Origin of the sequence: Micromonospora sp. NPDC050200, assembly GCF_040656135.1 — a bacterium.
Lineage (GTDB): Bacteria > Actinomycetota > Actinomycetes > Mycobacteriales > Micromonosporaceae > Micromonospora.
In genome coordinates, this window is the sequence record NZ_JBFALG010000028.1 from 77788 (window position 1) to 94611 (window position 16824).

The following is a 16824-nucleotide window of genomic DNA, read 5'->3' on the forward strand; positions in this document are numbered from 1 at the left end:
CGCCGGCGCCTGCCGCCGGGGCGTTCCGGGCGTCGGACCATCTGGGTGCCGGTCGGTCCATGCGGTCGTCGAGCGAGCGGCGCTGGACCAGGGTCCCGGTCGCTTTGGAGCTGATGACGTAAACGATTCACGCCGCTGCCGCTGCCGCTGCCGCTCGGCCCGGCCGTGCCCGCTCGGCCGTGCCCGCTCGGCCGTGCCCGCTCGGCCGTGCTCGCTCGGCCGTGCTCGCTCGGCCGTGCCCGCTCGGTTCCGCTGGGTCCGTGGCGGGCCCAGAAACTGACGGCGCCGATGACTCAGGCGGTCCAGCGGGCACTCCCAGCACTCGCCCCCGCTGAATCGTCTACGCCATCAGCTCCAAAGGAGGCGCCGGTGCTGTCTGCCCGGCACCCGCTCGGCGCGTCCGGCGGACCACTCACCGACCGCGTCCGCCAACGACGTCGGGCCGACACAGGTGTCAGTCGAGGTGATGTCGGCCGTGGTGGGCTCCGGCCGAGGCGGGCGTAGGTCAAGGTGGGTGTCGGCTGTGGTGGGTGTCGGCTGTGGTGGGTGCCGGGCCGACGTCTGCGCCGGGCCGGGGTGGGCGCCGGTCGAAGGTTGGTGCGGGCCGGGTGGGGGATGCGGACCCGGGTGCGGCGGGACGGGGAACGGCGCGAGGGCACGCCGACCGGTCGGTCGACGCGCCCTCGGCTTCAGGCAGGTGGTGCTCAGGCGGTGAAGCGCACCCGACGGCGGCGGGCCACCACGAACAGGATCGCGCCCGCAGCCAGCAGCACGACGGCGCCGGCGGCGATGCCACCGGTGGCGGCGCCGGTGACCGGGAGGCCGCCACCCTCACCCTTGTCGCAGTTCCTCGGCTGGTTGTACTCGATGGTCTCGGAGCCCTCGACCACGTCATAGGAGACGGTGACCTTCAGGCCCTGGTACGCGTCGAAGGTGACCGAGCTGGTCCTGCCCGGGGTCGACTCGAACTTCTTGGTGACGCCCTTCTCCGTGGTGAACGTGGCGGTGAAGGGGATGCCCTTCGCCGGGTTCTCCACGATGAAGGTCATCTCGTCGCAGGTCTCCTCGAGCCGGAACACCGGCTCCTCCGGCCCGCTCGGCGTGGTGGCGGACGGGCTGGACGGGGTCGCGGACGGGCTGCCGCTCGTCGACGGCGACGCGGCGGCCTCGGGGGACCTGGTCGGCTCCGGGGACGTGGTCGGCGCGCTCGGCGACGGCGACTCCGCCAAGGCGCAGTCGCCCGCGGGCTGCGCGGTGACGGTGCGCTCCTCGGTGATGATCCGGTCGCCCCGCTCCCACCGGGCCTCGACGGTCAGCTTGAGCTCCGGCAGTGCGCCCGTGAAGGTGCGCGCCTGGGTGCCGGTCAGCGGGCCGTCGCCCTTCTTGGGCAGGGTGGCATTCAGCGCCAGCGCGCCGGTGAAGTCGCCCGGCACGGTCGACACGAGCTTGGTGATGGTGCCTTCGAGGTCCGTCTCGCTGTTACCGACGGTCCAGTTGACGGTGATCTTGCCGTCCGGCGCGGCGCAGTAGGTGCCCGAGGGCTCGGGGTGGTGGGCCATGGCGGGACCGGCGACCGACGCGATGCCGGCGAGGCCGATCAGCGTGCCGGCGGCGATCGCCGCGACGCGCCGGAACTTCAGGCGGTTCAACTGTACTCCTGACGGGGGGTGTGGGGCCGGGAGGCGGGAGCCGGGGCGACCGAGCGGTCGTGGCTGAGCGCGGCCTCGGACCGGGGCGCGTTCATCGATCGACCGAGCGTCACCGGGCGATTGCATATATCCGCAGCAGACGATCAATGTGTGAAGGGCGCGCCGACGGCCGGTCGGCGCGCCCTCACGGGACCACAGTGGATCAGGCGGTGAAGCGGATCCGTCGACGTCGTGCCACGACGAAGAGCGCCGCGCCGGCCGCCAGCAGGGCGAGCGCCCCCGCGGCGATGCCGCCGGCCGCCGCGCCGGTCACCGGCAGGCCCTCGCCGGGCTCACCGCCGCCCGCGCCGCCCGCGTCGCAGTCCTTCGGCTGCTCCCAGGCCAGCGGCCCGCCGGAGTCCAGGTCGCCGGTCACGGTGACGGTGAGGCCCTTGCTGGCCTTGAAGCTGACGGACCCGGTACGGCCCGGCTCGACGGTCAGCGTCTTCGCCTCGCCCTTGCTCGGGGTGAAGGTCGAGGTGATGGTGGCGCCGTCCTCCGGGTTGCTGATCCGGAAGATCATTTCGTCGCAGGTCGACTCGTAGCTGGCGTCCGGGGCGCCGACCTCGGGCTGCTGGCAGTCCTCGGGCTTCTCCCAGCCGCCGGTGAAGTCCTTCATGCCCTTGGCCGTCACCGTGATCTTCTGCGCCTGCTCGGGGTTGAGCTTCCGGGTCTCGATCTTGCGCATGGGCACGGTGACGGTCTCGGTGAAGCCGCCGCTGCCGGTGATGGTGAAGGTCGCCGCGGCGTTGCCGGTCCGGTTGACCAGGGTCAGCTCGACGGTGCCCTCGCAGTCGGACTGGGCGATCACCTCGGGGGCCGCCGAGCAGCTGCCGGAGCCGCCGTTGTACCAGCCCTGCGGGCCGGTGGACCGGGCACCGATGCCGCTGGGGCTGCCGACCTTGCGGTCGCCGTACCGGTCGCTGGTGTCGGTCAGCGGGTCGATGATCGTGCTGCCGAAGACGAAGTCGACCTGGGTGTAGCAGTTCGGCACCTCGACCCGGAAGTCCAGGGTGGCCAGACCCAGCTCACCGGCGGCCACGCCGGCGAACTTCTTGACCGACTTGCCGAGCACGTACTGCGGCACGGTGAACTTCGCCGACGGCGTCACGTACGACACCAGGGCCAGCTCCTGCTCCTCGCCCTCGCAGAGCGGGCCGTTGGTCAGGGTGATCGAGGCCTCGCCCTTCGGGCCGTCGAAGGTGTGCGTGTACCTCGCGTCGGCGGCCTTGACGCAGTTCGGCGCCGGTTGCGTCGGCGTGCTGGGCGAGGCGGTCGCGGTCGGGGAGGCCATCGGCGAGGGCGACGTGTTGGTGGCGCTCGCCGGTGCCGTGAAGGCGAATGCCGTGGCGAGGCCGGCCAGCGCGGCGGCGGCCACGGCGAGCGGTCGCCGGGGCGACGGTTGGGGACGGATCACGCGTACTCCCGGGGTGAAGAAGCGTCAGGATGCGGCGTGGGGTGGCGGTGGCTCTGGTCGCGGTCGGATGCGGTACGTCCCGCGAGGGCGCCTTCCCCGGCGCCGCGTGGCCGGCGGAGCGTCGCCGGCACCGGGCCGACCCTAGTGGGATCGCCACTCGCGTTACAGCGCTCAGGATGCGCTAAGGAGGATGTTACGAATCCGAGATCGTTGATATACCGATCGTGATCATCGAGCCACCCGGTCGGGACGCACCGTGTCGGCCGGGCCGGCCCGCCCGTCGCGTAGCGTCATCTCCATGAGCAGGGGGAGACCGTGACCCGGATCGTGGCCGGCACGCTGGGCGGCCGGCGGATCGCCGCGCCGCCCGGCGCCGGCACCCGACCCACCTCCGACCGGGTCCGCGAGGCGTTGTTCAGCGCGGTGCAGGCCGGGATCGACCTGGTCGGCGCCCGCTTCGCCGACCTGTACGCCGGCTCCGGCGCGGTTGGGCTGGAGGCGCTCTCCCGGGGCGCCGAGCACGTGCTGCTGGTCGAGTCCGACCCGCGTGCCGCCCGGGTGATCAGGGAGAACGTCGCCGTGCTCCGGGCCGCGCCGGCCGCCCGGCTGGTCACCGGCAAGGTGGCCGGCGTGCTCGCGGCCGGCCCCGACGGCGAGCCGTACGACGTGGTCTTCGCCGATCCGCCGTACGCGGTGCCCGACGCCGAGATCACCGCGTTGCTCGCCTCCCTGGTCGCGTACGACTGGCTCGCCCCCGACGCCCTGGTGGTGGTGGAGCGCTCCAGCCGTACCGGCCCCGTCGGCTGGGTGGAGGGCATCACCGCCGAGCGCGGTCGCCGTTACGGCGAGACCACCCTTTGGTACGGTCGCCGATCATGAGACGTGCGGTGTGTCCCGGCTCGTTCGACCCGGTCACCAACGGACACCTCGACATCATCGGACGGGCCAGCCGGCTCTTCGACGAGGTGATCGTCGGCGTGCTGGTGAACCAGTCGAAGAGCGGCCTGTTCACCGTCGAGGAGCGGATCGCCATGCTCCGCGAGGTGACCTCGTCGTACGACAACGTCCGGGTGGCGTCCTTCCGCGGCCTGCTGGTCGACTTCTGCCGGGCGCAGGAGGCCAGCGTGCTGATCAAGGGCCTGCGGGCGGTCAGCGACTTCGACTACGAGTTGCAGATGGCCCAGATGAACATCGGCCTCGCCGGGGTCGAGACGTTGTTCATGCCGACCAACCCGCTCTACTCGTTCCTCTCCTCCAGCCTGGTCAAGGACGTGGCGAAGTGGGGTGGCGACATCTCCGCGCACGTGCCCGACCGGGTCCGCGCGGAGCTCCAGGCCCGCCTCGGTCCCGCCGCCCGCGGCTGACCCGCCCCCGCGCGAGACGACGCGCCGGGGTGGATGGGGCGAGGCTCGCCCGCACACGACATCATGAGTGGAGCGGGAATCCGGCCGTAGCCCGCATCATGTAGGTCGGCCGACGAACGACAGGAGTGAGGTACCCGTGGACCCGCTCGATCGCATCGACGAACTGATCGCCATGGTGGAGCAGGCCCGCTCCGTCCCGATGTCGCGGAACAACTGCATGGTCGACCGGGGCGAGATGATCGCGGTCCTGGACGAGCTGCGCGCCGAACTCCCCGCCGACCTGCGCCGGGCCGCCGCGCTCCTGGAGGAGCGGGACAAGATCATGGAGGCCGGCAAGCGGGAGGCCGACCGGATCATCAGCGAGGGTGAGGCGGAACACGCCCGGCTGGTCTCGGTGAACGAGATCACCGTGTCGGCGGAGCACGAGGGGGCCCGGATCATCGCCGAGGCCCGGGCCGAGGCGCAGCGGCTGCGTGACGAGGTCGACGACTACGTCGACACCGCGCTGGCCAACTTCGAGCAGTTCCTCACCCGGGCGCTGGCCTCGATCGAGCGCGGCCGGGACAAGATGCACGCGCTGCGGGAGATCGGCACCTTCGGTGGGGACGAGGCGGAACGCCCGCTACCCTTCTGAGCGGCACCTCACCAGCCGACATGCTCAGGTGGGCGTCGCCCCCGGTTCGACGGTCCGGTGGTCGCCCAGGTAACCTTTTTTGTCGGCCTCTCACCGGCCGGAGTCTGACTATGCCCAAACGCTCGCCATCGACACTCAACCCCAGGTCGCCGCTGGTCCTCGACACGAGGGACCTGCCGCGCCGGCCTGGCGCGTTGCGTACGGTCAAGCGGGTCGCCCCGGCACCGGCGGACCTCGGCGTGGAGTTGATCAGCGTGCCGGAGGGCGCGGACCTCGACCTCGACCTGAGGTTGGAGTCGGTGTCCGAGGGCGTGCTCGTCTCCGGGACCATCAGCGGTCCCGTCCGGGGCGAGTGCGGCCGGTGCCTGCGCGAGATCAACGACTCGGTGGTCGTGAACGTCCAGGAGCTGTACGCGTACGAGAACAGCACCACGGACGACACGACCGACGAGGACGAGGTGGGCCGGATGCAGGGCGATCTGATCGACCTGGAGCCGGCGCTGCGGGACGCGGTGGTGCTGACGCTGCCGACCAACCCGCTCTGCCGGGAGGACTGCCCAGGGTTGTGCCCCGAGTGCGGGGTGCACTGGGACGATCTGCCGGCCGATCACAGCCACCAGCAGATCGACCCGCGTTGGGCGGGCCTGTCGCAACTGAACCGTACAGAGGAGTAGGAACCGTGGCCGTCCCGAAGCGCAAGATGTCGCGCAGCAACACCCGGTCCCGCCGGGCGAACTGGAAGGCGGCCGTGGTCGCGACCGTGGCCTGCCCGCAGTGCAAGTCGGCCAAGCTGCCGCACGCCGCGTGCTCCGTCTGCGGCACGTACAACGGCCGCCAGGTCCTGGACGTCTGAGACCTGGACGCCGAGTGACGCCCCCGACCACGGGTCGGGTGGCGCGCGCACCCTGGCAATCGCCCGGTGCCCCGGCTCGCTCCGACGCCGGCCGGCCTGCTCCGGTCGGCGTTGTGGCGGAGCCGGGCACCGCGCGGATCGCCGTTGACCTCCTCGGCGGGGACGATGCCCCCGCCGTCGTGGTTGACGGCGCTCTGCGAGCCGTACGCGCCGATCCGGACCTGCACCTGCTGCTCGTCGGCCCGACCGAGGTCGCGGCCGCGGTGACCGACGCCCTCACCCCGGCGCAGCGCGCCCGGACCACGGTCCGTCCGGTGCGGGCCGCCGCCGGTCCCGCGCACCACGCCCCGCGCGCCGACAGCACCGTCCGCGCGGCCGTCGCCGCCGTCCGCGACGGCGCCGCCGACGCGCTGGTCTCCGCCGGTTCGACCGGCGCCACCGTCTCCGCCGCCGCGCTCGGCTTCGGCCGCTGGACCGACGTCCGCCGGCCGGCCCTGGTGGCCACCCTGCCGGCCGTCGCCGGACCGGTGGTCCTGCTCGACGTCGGCGGCTCCCTGGAACCCCGCCCGGTCACCCTCGCCCGGCACGCCGTGCTCGGCGCCGCCTACGCCGCGGTCGCGCACGCCGTCGACCGGCCCCGGGTCGGCCTGCTCTCGGTCGGCACGGAGGCCGGCAAGGGCGACCGCCCCCGCCGGGCCGCCGACGCCCTGCTCGTCGCCGCGCCGCTGCCCTGCGGGGCGCGCTACGTCGGCCTCGTCGAGGGGTACGACGTCTCCCTCGGCACGCGCGCCGACGTGGTGGTCACCGACGGGTTCACCGGTAACGTGCTGCTCAAGGCGATCGAGGGCGCGTACGCGATGGCTGGCGGCCCGCCCGCCCGCGGCGGCGCCCCCCGCGCGGCGGCCCTGCTCGGGGTGGCCGGGACGGTGGTGGTGTGCCACGGCGCCGCCGGGGCCGACGACGTGGCCTCGGGGATCGCCCTCGCCGCCCACCTGTGGCGGCGTGGCGCCAGCGACCGGGTCCGCGCGCTGCTGGGCGGCACCGCCGTCCCATCGCCGGCCGATGACCGCAACGACGAGGTACGCCCGTGAGCGCGAGGACGGGGTTCGCGCCCCCGGCAGTCCCGAACGAAGAGGTAAGCCCATGACGAACGACAAGCGGCGGCGTGCACCCGTCGGTCACCTCGAGTCGGCGTTCGGTGTGACGCTCGACCCCGAGTTGCTGGAGCGCGCGCTCACCCACCGCTCGTACGCGTACGAGAACGGTGGCCTGCCCACCAACGAGCGGCTGGAGTTCCTCGGCGACTCGGTGCTCGGTGTGGTGATCACCACCGCGCTCTTCCGCAACCACCCGGACCTGCCCGAGGGGCAGCTCGCCAAGCTGCGGGCCAGCGTGGTGAACATGCGCGCCCTGGCCGACGTGGCGCGGGGCCTGGGGCCGGACGGGCTCGGCGCGTACCTGCTGCTGGGCAAGGGCGAGGAGAGCACCGGCGGCCGGGACAAGGCGAGCATCCTCGCCGACACCCTGGAGGCGCTGCTCGGCGCGATCTACCTCCAGTACGGCCTGGACACCGCCGCGATCGTCATCCACCGGCTCTTCGACCCGCTGATGGCGGAGTCGGCCGGCCGGGGCGCCGCGCTGGACTGGAAGACCAGCCTCCAGGAGCTCACCGCCGCGCTGGGGCTGGGCGTCCCGGAGTACCGCATCGAGGGCACCGGGCCGGACCACCTCAAGACCTTCACCGCCTGGGTGGTGGTGGCCGGCAACCGCTACGGCGGGGCCGAGGGGCGGAGCAAGAAGGAGGCCGAGCAGCGGGCGGCCGAGGCGGCCTGGCGGGAGCTGACCGAGCGGGCCGAGCAGGAGCAGGCCGAGCGGGCCGAGCAGGAGCAGGCCGAGCGGGCGGCGGCGGCCGGTGTGTCCACCGACCCGGCCGAGGCGGGGCTGGGCCGTGCCTGAACTGCCCGAGGTCGAGACGGTCCGGCAGGGACTGGCCCAGTGGGTCATCGGCCGGCGGGTCACCTCGGTCCAGGTGCGCCACCCGCGCGCCGTCCGCCGGCACGTCCCCGGCGCGGCCCACTTCACCGACGTGCTGGCCGGCCGCACCGTCACCGACGTGCGCCGGCGCGGCAAGTACCTCTGGCTGCCGCTGGACAGCGGCGACGCCCTGGTCGGCCACCTGGGGATGTCCGGCCAGCTGCTGCTCCAGCCGGTCGGGGCGGCCGACGAGCTGCACCTGCGGGTCCGGTTCCGGTTCGCCGACGACGGTCCGGAGCTGCGCTTCGTCGACCAGCGCACCTTCGGCGGCCTCTCGGTCAGCGAGGGCGGCGCCGGGCTGCCCGCGGAGATCGCGCACATCGCGCGGGACCCGATGGACGAGGAGTTCTCCGACGCCGGGTTCGTCGCGGCGCTGCGCCGCCGGCGTACCGAGGTGAAGCGGGCGCTGCTGGACCAGACGCTGATCTCCGGGGTGGGCAACATCTACGCCGACGAGGCGCTCTGGCGGGCGAAGCTGCACGGTGCCCGCCCGACCGACGCGCTGACCGGGCCGGCGGCCACCCGGCTGCTGGGCCACGTCCGGGACGTGCTCGGCGAGGCGATCACCCAGGGCGGCACCAGCTTCGACGAGCTCTACGTCAACGTCAACGGCGAGAGTGGCTACTTCGACCGGTCGCTCAACGCGTACGGGCGGGAGGGTGAGCCCTGCCGGCGGTGCGGCGCGCCGATCCGTCGCGAGTCGTTCATGAACCGGTCGTCGTACAGCTGCCCGCGCTGCCAGCCGAGGCCCAGGGGCGCCCTGAAAGGGTGACCCTGAGGCGGTTCGGGGTTGCGCCGGTGTGCCGCATCCGGAAGTCCCGGAAACCAGCCCGGTCTGCCCGTTTGTCCCCTCCGTTCGACCCCCACGGCCAGCTCCCGCCGCGTCCGGGACGAGCCGGGGCCGATCCCCGATGTCTCGGCACGCCCGCTTCCCTAGCGTCGACACGGTCGGCAGTGGGCCGACGCGTGGAGGGGGGCCCGGGAGATGGGCAGGAGACCGGTGACGGTGCGGTTGGCGCGGTGGAGCGCGGAGCACCCGTGGCGCGCGATCGGGCTCTGGGTGGTGTTCGTCGCGGTGTGCTTCGTCGGCGGCAACGCCGCCGGGCTGGTGGAGGCGTCGAGCGCCGACCAGGCGGTGGGGGAGTCCGGCCGCGCCGAGATGATCATCACCGAGGGCAACTTCCACGACCCGGCGGTGGAGAACGTTCTGATCACGCCGCGGGCCGGGTCACTCGACCAGGCCGCGGCGAAGAGCGCGGCGGCCGACGCCGCCGAGCGGCTCCGGCAGGTCACCGGGGTCGCGTCGGTGGGGACGGCGGTGCCGTCGCGCGACGGTGAGGCGCTGCTGCTGCCGATCACCATGTCCGGCGAGCCGGAGGACGCGACCGACCGGGTGCAGCCGCTGCGCGACGCCACCGTCGGAGTCCAGGACGCGTACCCGCAACTGCGTGTCGAGCAGGTCGGCGGGCCGTCGATCAACCAGGCGCTGAACGAGACCCTCGGCGAGGACTTCAAGCGGGCCGAGCTGCTCAGCCTGCCGGTCACCCTGGCCATCCTGATCATCGCGTTCGGCGCGCTGATCGCCGCCGGCGTGCCGGTGCTGCTGGCGCTCTCCTCGGTGGCCGCCGCGATGGGCCTGTCCACCCTCGCCTCGCACCTGGTGCCGGCCACCGACACCACGGCCAGCGTGATCCTGCTGATCGGCATGGCCGTCGGTGTCGACTACTCGCTGTTCTACGTCCGGCGGGAACGGGAGGAACGGGCCAAGGGGCGCTCCGGGCTCGACGCCGTGGAGATCGCGGCGGAGACCTCCGGGCACGCGGTGGTCGTCTCCGGCATCGCCGTGATGATCTCGATGGCCGGTCTGCTGCTCGTCAACGACGCGGTCTTCTCCTCCCTCGCGGTCGGCTCGATCCTGGTGGTCGCGGTCGCGGTGGCCGGCTCGCTGACCGTGCTGCCGGCGCTGCTGGCCAAGCTCGGCCGCTGGGTCGACCGGCCCCGGGTGCCGCTGCTCTGGCGGCTCACCGCGCCGCGTACCGGGCCGCACGGTCGGCCGGTCAAGCCGCGCTTCTGGCCGGCCGTGCTGCGCCCCGCGCTGCGGGCGCCGCTGGCCACCCTGGTCGTCTCGGTCGGGCTGCTGCTCGCCCTGGCCGCGCCCGCGCTCGGCATGAAGCTGCAGTTCCCCGACATGGCGGACCTGCCCCGCACCACGCCGGCCATGCAGGCGTACGACCGGCTCACCGCCGCCTTCCCGAGCACCGGCACCAGCCATCAGGTGGCCGTGAGGGCGCCGGCCGAGCAGGCCGACCGGGTGCGCGCCGCGCTGACCGACCTGGCCGGACGGGCCGGCGGCGACCCGCTGTTCGCCCCGGTCGAGGCGGACGGCCCGAAGATCGAGGTGTCGGCCGACCGGCGGGTGTCGGTGCTGGAACTCGCCACCCCGTACGCCGGTCGGTCCGACGAGGCGGCGCGTTCGCTGGACGAGCTCCGTGACGACCTGCTGCCGGCGGCGATGAAGGGCATCCCCGGCGTCGAGTACGCGGTCGGCGGCGAGGTCGCCGGCAGCCAGGACTACTCGAAGCACATCGAGGAGAAGCTGCCGATCGTGATGGCCTTCGTGCTGGCGCTGACCTTCGCGGTGATGGTGCTGACGTTCCGCTCGGTGGTGATCGCGCTCACCTCGATCGTGCTCAACCTGCTCTCCGCCGGCGCCGCGTACGGCCTGCTGGTGCTGGTCTTCCAGGGCACCTGGGCGGAGGGGCTGCTCGGCTTCACCTCGATGGGGGCGATCGTCACCTGGCTGCCGCTCTTCCTGTTCGTGGTGCTCTTCGGGCTCTCCATGGACTACCACGTCTTCGTGGTCAGCCGGATCCGTGAGGGGGTCCGGGCCGGCCTGTCGAACCGAGAGGCGGTGGCGTACGGGATCACCTCGTCGGCGGGCGTGGTGACCAGCGCGGCGATCGTCATGGTCGGGGTGTTCGGGATCTTCGCCTCGCTCAGCACGATCGACATGAAGCAGCTCGGCGTCGGGCTGGCCGCCGCGATCCTGCTGGACGCCACGATCATCCGGGCGGTGGTGCTGCCGTCGCTGATGACGCTGCTCGGGAAGGCCAACTGGTGGACCCCGCGCTTCCTGCGGGAGAAGCCGGCGCAGGCCGACCCGCCGGCCCCGACCCCGGAGCTGGTCGCCGCCCGCTGAGCGGACACCGCCGGGGCCCGGACCGTCGCCGGTCCGGGCCCCGCCGTGCCGCCGGGTCACGGCCCGAACGGTGGCGGCGGCGTGTGCGCGCTGGTCCCGGGCCCACCACGGGTACGCCGCGGACCGGGCGGTCGTCGCCGGGCGGGCGGCTCACGGGAGCTGGCAGGGGTCGCGCCAGGCGTCCAGGGACCGCTTCTTGCGGATGGAGGCGAAGCCGTACCCGACGGTGGTCACGCAGAACGTCGCGGTGTCGCCGGTGTACTCGACGTGGAAGACCGGCTTGCCCGCGTCGGCGAACGGCAGCAGCTTCGCGCAGGTCTTCAGCCGGACGCACTCCTCGTTGACCGCGAAGTCGAAGTCGGGTGCGAGCGCCGTGACCTGGCCCAGGTCGTTCATCAGCCCGGGGGAGAGGTCGAGGGACCGGGCCAGCACGGCCAGCTGCCGGTTGAACGTCAGCTGGTCGTCGAAGCCGAGCGGGAAGCCGGAGCGGTGGGCGTACCCGTCGGCGTCGGCCAGCGCCACCGCGCCGAACCCCTTGCCCCGGCAGAGCCGGAACCGGTCGGCCAGCACCGGCTTCAGCACGTCCCACCGGCGTACGTCGAGCCAGTGGCGCTGCGCCCGGCCGGTGGGGGCGCCCCGGACCGCTGCCGGGAAGCGGGTGGCGTCCGGGTCGGTGCCCGCGTACGACCCGACGTGCACCTGGCAGACCAGCCGGCGGTCCCGCCGGCGCAGGGCGGTGGTGTCGGCGGCGGTGGTCCGTACCGGGTCGAGCAGGAAGACGTCCGCCGCGACGTCGGTGTCGACCGGACCGTCGAGCTGCCACTGCCACTGCCACCGGTGGGCGTACGCGGCCGGCCACCGGGTCGGCGCGCCCGGCGGGGTCAGCGGGGCGTGGCAGGCGTACACCGGGGTCAGCAGGGTGAGCGCGACGGCGGCCGGCAGCGCCCGGCGGGCCCCGCGCCGGGTGGGCGGTCGCCGGCCCACGACGGCCGGCAGCGGCCCGCCCCGCCTCGCGGGCGCTGGCAGCCGGATCCGCATCGGCAGCTCCCGGGTCGTCGGGCGGCGCTGCGCCGCCCGCGCGCCGTGCCATCCCGCGCGACGCGTCTCACCCGGTCAAACGAAGTGCCCCCGCCGACGACGCGGTCGCGTCGTGGACGGGGCGCCCGCGGTACGCCTCAGCGCGGTGCGGCGAAGACCTGGGTCCAGTACGGCCCGTTGCTGCTCGCCACGCCGACACCGATCTCGGTGAACGCGCAGTTGAGGATGTTGGCCCGGTGCCCGGGACTGTTCATCCAGGCGTCCATCACCGCGGCCGGGGTCTTCTGGTTCCAGGCGACGTTCTCGCCGTAGGTGCGCCAGGTGTAGCCGACCCGGTCGATCCGGTCGCCGGCGTCGCTGCCGTCGCTGCCGGTGTGCGACATGTTCTGGTGGTCGGCCTGGTCCTGGCTGTGCCGCTGGGCGGCGAGCATCAGCTTGTCGTCGACGCCCACTTTCCCGCAGCCGGCCTTGGCCCGTTCGGCGTTGACCAGGTCGACGACCTGCTGGGCCTGGCTGCTGGCACCGGGGCTGAGGGAGTTCGCGGTGCCGCCGCCGGTCGACGCGGCGTCGGTCCGCGCGGCGCTCTGCCGGGACGCGGCCGTGGTCCGCTTCGGCGCGGGCGTCGGCTTGACCGTCCGGCTCGGCGAGGGGGTCGGGCGGGCCGTGGTCGGCGTGCCGGTCGGCGAGGCGGAGGCGGTGGCCGCCAGGGCGTCGGTGCCGGGCGCCAGCGGGGCGGCGGCCACGGTGTCGTCGACGGAGGCGGGGTGGGCCTCCCCGCCGTCGCCTCCGGGCAGTGCCAGGGCGCCCACGCCGAGGCTCACCACCAGGATGGCGGCCGCGGCGGCGCCGCCGACGACCAGCGGACGCGGGAAGCGGCTCCGCTGCCGGTGCCGGCCCGGTCCCTCGACGGGCGGGTCAGCGTCCACCGCCCGCAGGCCGCCGGTGCCGTGCCGCCAGTCGCTGGGGGGCGGGAACGGGGCGCCGGGCGCGCCCGGGGGCGCTGCCGGGTGGAGGCGACCGGTCGGGGCCCGGTCGGGCCCGATGTACGGCGGGTCGGCCGGCCCGGTGCGCCACTGCGCGGTCGGGGCGTCCGCCAGGTGGTCGCCGGGCTGCTCCGGCTCATCGCCGAAGAGGTACGCCGAGCGCGGCTCGGGACGGTCGGTCAGCCAGGCCGGCGGCTCGTCGGTCGGCGGCTGCGGGCGCCGGGCAGCGCCGTCCGGGTCGATCGGATCGGTCCAGCCGTACACGCCTGTCGCCTCCGCGGGGTCGGTTGTGGGCCGGGTTGACGCTACGGGCGCGCCCTGAACTGCGGCAACGTGGCAAAGGAAGAGTTAAGGCGATGTCGACTCACGTAGTGACCGTACGCACATTTCCCGGCGTACAGTTAAGGAGTCCGGACAGAGCGTGTCCGAGCCTTGCGGCCCCCGGCAAGTGGACAGGGTAGACGTGGAGATGATCTACGGCCTGCGAGAACTTGACGAAGAGGGGGGTCTCGGCTCAATATGTAGGTGTCGCCAGTCGCGCCCAGTCATGCCCGGATAATGCCGGGGTGGCAGTCGCGGGCAGTTATTGGGCGCGCGTTGGCCGGCCTTTCCGGCAGCGCATATCAAGGAGTCAGCATGGCGAAAGCCCTCTACGGCCACGTAAGTGCAGCGCCCGACCGGCGTGTGCTCGACGAGGTCACCCGTCTGCGGGCCAGGGTTCAGGCACTGGAGTTCGAGATCACGCGGCTGCGTGCCGACAACGATCGGCTCGCCGCGGCCGCCGCGGAGGCTGACGACCTCCTCCGGCTGGCCGAGCCGGCCCTGACCTGATCCACGGGATCTGGGAAAACTGAATCGCACCACCGCGAAAACGCGCGCCGACACTTTTGTGCCGGCGCGCAGCTCTGTCTCCCGTGGTTTTCCGCCCGCAATTCCGCGATCTTGCAGGGGTCGTCGCCATTCGCCGGCCGATCCGCGTGCCGTCGCCGCCGCCCCGGAGCGGGTCGCGTGCCGACGGGCCGCCGCAGAGGGGTTAGTCTGCGGGTTCACCAGGTCCGCGTAGCCGGCGACGGTACGGCGGCCACCGGACGAGGATCGAGAAGGTGCATCTCAAGAGCCTGACGGTGAAGGGGTTCAAGTCCTTCGCCTCCGCGACGACGCTCAAGCTGGAGCCCGGGATCACCTGCGTGGTGGGCCCGAACGGTTCCGGCAAGTCCAACGTCGTCGACGCCATCGCCTGGGTGCTGGGCGAGCAGGGCGCCAAGGCGCTGCGCGGCGGCAAGATGGAGGACGTCATCTTCGCCGGCACCGCCGGGCGGGCGCCGCTGGGCCGGGCCGAGGTCACCCTCACCATCGACAACACCGACGGCGCCCTGCCGATCGAGTACACCGAGGTCTCCATCACCCGCCGGATGTTCCGCTCCGGCGAGAGCGAGTACGAGATCAACGGCGACTCCTGCCGCCTGCTCGACATCCAGGAGCTGCTGTCGGACTCCGGCATCGGCCGGGAGATGCACATCATCGTCGGCCAGGGCCGGCTCGACGGCATGCTGCACGCCAAGCCGGAGGACCGGCGGGCGTTCATCGAGGAGGCGGCCGGCGTCCTCAAGCACCGCAAGCGCAAGGAGAAGGCGCTGCGGAAGCTCGACGCGATGCAGGTGAACCTCAACCGGCTCACCGACCTCACCGCCGAGCTACGCCGCCAGCTCAAGCCGCTGGGCCGGCAGGCCGAGGTGGCCCGGCGGGCCGCCGCCATCCAGGCCAACCTGCGCGACGCCCGGCTGCGGCTGCTCGCCGACGACCTCGCCACCCTGCGTACCACCCTGGACCGGGAGATCGCCGACGAGACCGCCCTGCGGGAGCGGCGTGAGCAGGTCGAAGCCGAACACACCGAGGTGCAGGCCCGCCTGGGCGAGCTGGAGGCGACCCTGGCCGAGGACGCGCCGCTGCTCGCCGCCGCCCAGGACACCTGGTACAAGCTCTCCGCCCTGCAGGAACGGTTCCGCTCCATCGAGCAGCTCGCCCGGGAACGGCTGCGCCACCTCAGCGCCACCGGCGACGACGAGCGGCCCGGCCGCGACCCGGACCAGTTGGAGGCCGAGTCGCAGCGGGTCCGCGAGCAGGAGGAGGAGCTGCGGGCCGCGCTCACCGAGGACCAGATCCGGCTGGCCGAGGCGGTGGAGCACCGGCAGGAGCTGGAACGGCAGTTGGCCGCCGCCGAGCGGGAGCTGGTCGCCGCCGCCAAGGCGATCGCCGACCGCCGGGAGGGCCTGGCCCGGCTCACCGGGCAGGTCAACTCGGCACGGGCCCGCACCACCAGCGCCGGCGAGGAGATCGAGCGGCTCGCCGCCGCCCACGCCGACGCGCTGGCCCGCGCCGAGAAGGCCCAGGCCGAGCTGGACGCGGTGGCCGAACAGTCCACCGAGGCGGACCGGGACAACGCCGAACTCGACGAGCGGCACGCCGAGGCGGTCGCGGTGCACGAGAGGGCCCAGGCCGCCGTGCGCTCGCTCGCCGACGCCGAGCGGGCCGCCGAGAAGGACGCCGCCACCTGGAAGGCCCGCGAGGAGGCGCTCGCCCTGGGCCTGCGCCGCAAGGACGGCGCCGGCGCGCTGCTCGCCCGCGCCGGCGAGGTGCCCGGCCTGCTGGGCAGCCTGGCCGGTCTGCTCACCGTCGCCCCCGGCCACGAGGCGGCCCTCGCCGCCGCGCTCGGCGGGCTCGCCGACGCGGTCGCGGTCAGCGGGGTGGACGAGGCCGTCGAGGCGATGCGACTGCTCAAGATCTCCGACGCCGGGCGGGCCGGCCTGCTGGTCGGCAGCCCCGCCGGCCCCGGCATGGACGGCCCGGCCGACGCGCTGCGCCCGAAGCTGCCGGACACCGCCCGCTGGGCGCCCGACCTGGTCGAGTGCGCCGCCGAGATCCGCCCGGCGGTGCACCGGGCGCTGCGCGACGTGGTGCTCGTGGACGACCTCGCCGCCGCGGCCGAGCTGGTCGCCGACAACCCGGAGCTGCGCGCGGTCACCCCGGACGGCGACGTGGTCGGGGCGTACGCGGCGGCCGGCGGGTCGGCCAAGGCGCCCAGCTACATCGAGGTGCAGGCCGCCGTCGAGGAGGCCCGCGTCAACCGGCTCACCGCCGAGCGGACCAGCGCCGAACTGCGCGACCAGCTGGTCGACGCCCGGGCCGAGGTGGCCGCCGCCAAGGAGGCGGTGCAGCACGCCGCCGCCGCCAAGCGGGAGGCGGAGAGCCACCGCAACGCCGCCGCCCGCCGGCTCGCCGAGCTGGGCGCCGCCGCCCGCTCCGCGAAGGCGGAGACCGACCGGCTCGGCGAGTCCCGGTCCCGCGCCGAAGCGGCCCGCGAACGCGACCTGCTCGCCCTGGCCGAGCTGGAGGAGCGGCTGCGGCTGGCCGAGGACACCCCGAGCGACGCCGAACCGTCCACCGAGGAGCGCGACCAGCTCGCCGCGATGGTGCCCCGGGCCCGGCAGAACGAGATGGAGGTCCGGCTCGCGGTGCGTACCGCCGAGGAACGGGTCTCCTCGATCGCCGGCCGGGCCGACTCGCTGGCCCGGCAGGCCACCGCCGAGCGGGCGGCGCGGGAACGCGCCGCGGCC

Annotated in this window: 15 protein-coding genes; 11 read left to right on the forward strand and 4 right to left on the reverse strand. The window is 73.9% G+C overall.

The window, feature by feature from the left end:
* Window positions 1-704: 704 nt before the first annotated feature.
* Both AB0I41_RS19725 and AB0I41_RS19730 read right to left on the reverse strand, forming a co-directional pair.
* Window positions 705-1649 (reverse strand): cell wall anchor protein, encoded by a 945-nt coding sequence (locus AB0I41_RS19725; protein ID WP_357109304.1) that lies wholly within the window; start codon window positions 1647-1649, stop codon window positions 705-707.
* A 202-nt stretch (window positions 1650-1851) separates the two neighbouring features.
* Entirely contained in the window at window positions 1852-3105 is a 1254-nt protein-coding gene (locus tag AB0I41_RS19730; RefSeq protein WP_357109307.1) for a hypothetical protein, read from the reverse strand.
* 315 nt (window positions 3106-3420) lie between these two features.
* On the opposite strand from AB0I41_RS19730, the gene rsmD reads away from it, so the two are divergent.
* The 9 genes from rsmD to AB0I41_RS19775 all read left to right on the forward strand — a co-directional run bounded on the left by rsmD (window position 3421) and on the right by AB0I41_RS19775 (window position 11189).
* A complete protein-coding gene (gene rsmD, locus AB0I41_RS19735; protein WP_357109310.1) occupies window positions 3421-3984 on the forward strand; it encodes a 16S rRNA (guanine(966)-N(2))-methyltransferase RsmD in 564 nt (187 codons plus the stop codon).
* Complete coding sequence (coaD, locus tag AB0I41_RS19740; protein WP_357109312.1) at window positions 3981-4469, forward strand: pantetheine-phosphate adenylyltransferase; 489 nt, start codon at window positions 3981-3983, stop codon at window positions 4467-4469. Before rsmD ends, coaD begins: the two co-directional genes overlap by 4 nt.
* Before the next feature lie 136 nt (window positions 4470-4605).
* Window positions 4606-5103, forward strand: coding sequence for a hypothetical protein (locus AB0I41_RS19745; protein ID WP_154943401.1), 498 nt, complete (start codon window positions 4606-4608; stop codon window positions 5101-5103).
* 110 nt (window positions 5104-5213) lie between these two features.
* Window positions 5214-5777 carry a YceD family protein gene (locus AB0I41_RS19750; RefSeq protein WP_357109315.1) on the forward strand — a complete coding sequence of 188 codons (564 nt, stop codon included), beginning with the start codon at window positions 5214-5216 and terminating at the stop codon, window positions 5775-5777.
* A 5-nt stretch (window positions 5778-5782) separates the two neighbouring features.
* Window positions 5783-5956, forward strand: a complete 174-nt coding sequence (gene rpmF / locus AB0I41_RS19755; RefSeq protein ID WP_357109318.1) for a 50S ribosomal protein L32 — start codon at window positions 5783-5785, stop codon at window positions 5954-5956.
* 113 nt (window positions 5957-6069) lie between these two features.
* Window positions 6070-7047 carry a phosphate acyltransferase PlsX gene (locus AB0I41_RS19760; RefSeq protein ID WP_357109321.1) on the forward strand — a complete coding sequence of 326 codons (978 nt, stop codon included), beginning with the start codon at window positions 6070-6072 and terminating at the stop codon, window positions 7045-7047.
* 52 nt (window positions 7048-7099) lie between these two features.
* The gene (gene rnc, locus AB0I41_RS19765; RefSeq protein WP_357109324.1) at window positions 7100-7912 is read left to right on the forward strand and encodes a ribonuclease III; all 813 of its coding nucleotides are present in this window, start codon (window positions 7100-7102) and stop codon (window positions 7910-7912) included.
* Complete coding sequence (gene mutM / locus AB0I41_RS19770; RefSeq protein WP_357109327.1) at window positions 7905-8762, forward strand: bifunctional DNA-formamidopyrimidine glycosylase/DNA-(apurinic or apyrimidinic site) lyase; 858 nt, start codon at window positions 7905-7907, stop codon at window positions 8760-8762. Before rnc ends, mutM begins: the two co-directional genes overlap by 8 nt.
* Before the next feature lie 213 nt (window positions 8763-8975).
* The gene (locus AB0I41_RS19775) at window positions 8976-11189 is read left to right on the forward strand and encodes an MMPL family transporter (protein WP_357109333.1); all 2214 of its coding nucleotides are present in this window, start codon (window positions 8976-8978) and stop codon (window positions 11187-11189) included.
* A 150-nt stretch (window positions 11190-11339) separates the two neighbouring features.
* Here the strand turns inward: AB0I41_RS19775 and AB0I41_RS19780 are convergent, their stop codons facing one another.
* Window positions 11340-12227, reverse strand: a complete 888-nt coding sequence (locus AB0I41_RS19780; protein WP_357109335.1) for an endo alpha-1,4 polygalactosaminidase — start codon at window positions 12225-12227, stop codon at window positions 11340-11342.
* 137 nt (window positions 12228-12364) lie between these two features.
* The gene (locus AB0I41_RS19785) at window positions 12365-13474 is read right to left on the reverse strand and encodes a CAP domain-containing protein (RefSeq protein ID WP_357109338.1); all 1110 of its coding nucleotides are present in this window, start codon (window positions 13472-13474) and stop codon (window positions 12365-12367) included.
* 372 nt (window positions 13475-13846) lie between these two features.
* Here AB0I41_RS19785 and AB0I41_RS19790 point away from each other — a divergent pair, with 372 nt between their 5' ends.
* Window positions 13847-14041: a hypothetical protein gene (locus AB0I41_RS19790; RefSeq protein ID WP_357109341.1), complete on the forward strand. Its 195-nt coding sequence runs from the start codon at window positions 13847-13849 to the stop codon at window positions 14039-14041.
* Window positions 14042-14313: 272 nt separating this feature from the next.
* Window positions 14314-16824 (forward strand): chromosome segregation protein SMC (smc, locus tag AB0I41_RS19795; protein ID WP_357109344.1); only part of this gene is annotated, 2511 nt, incomplete at its 3' end.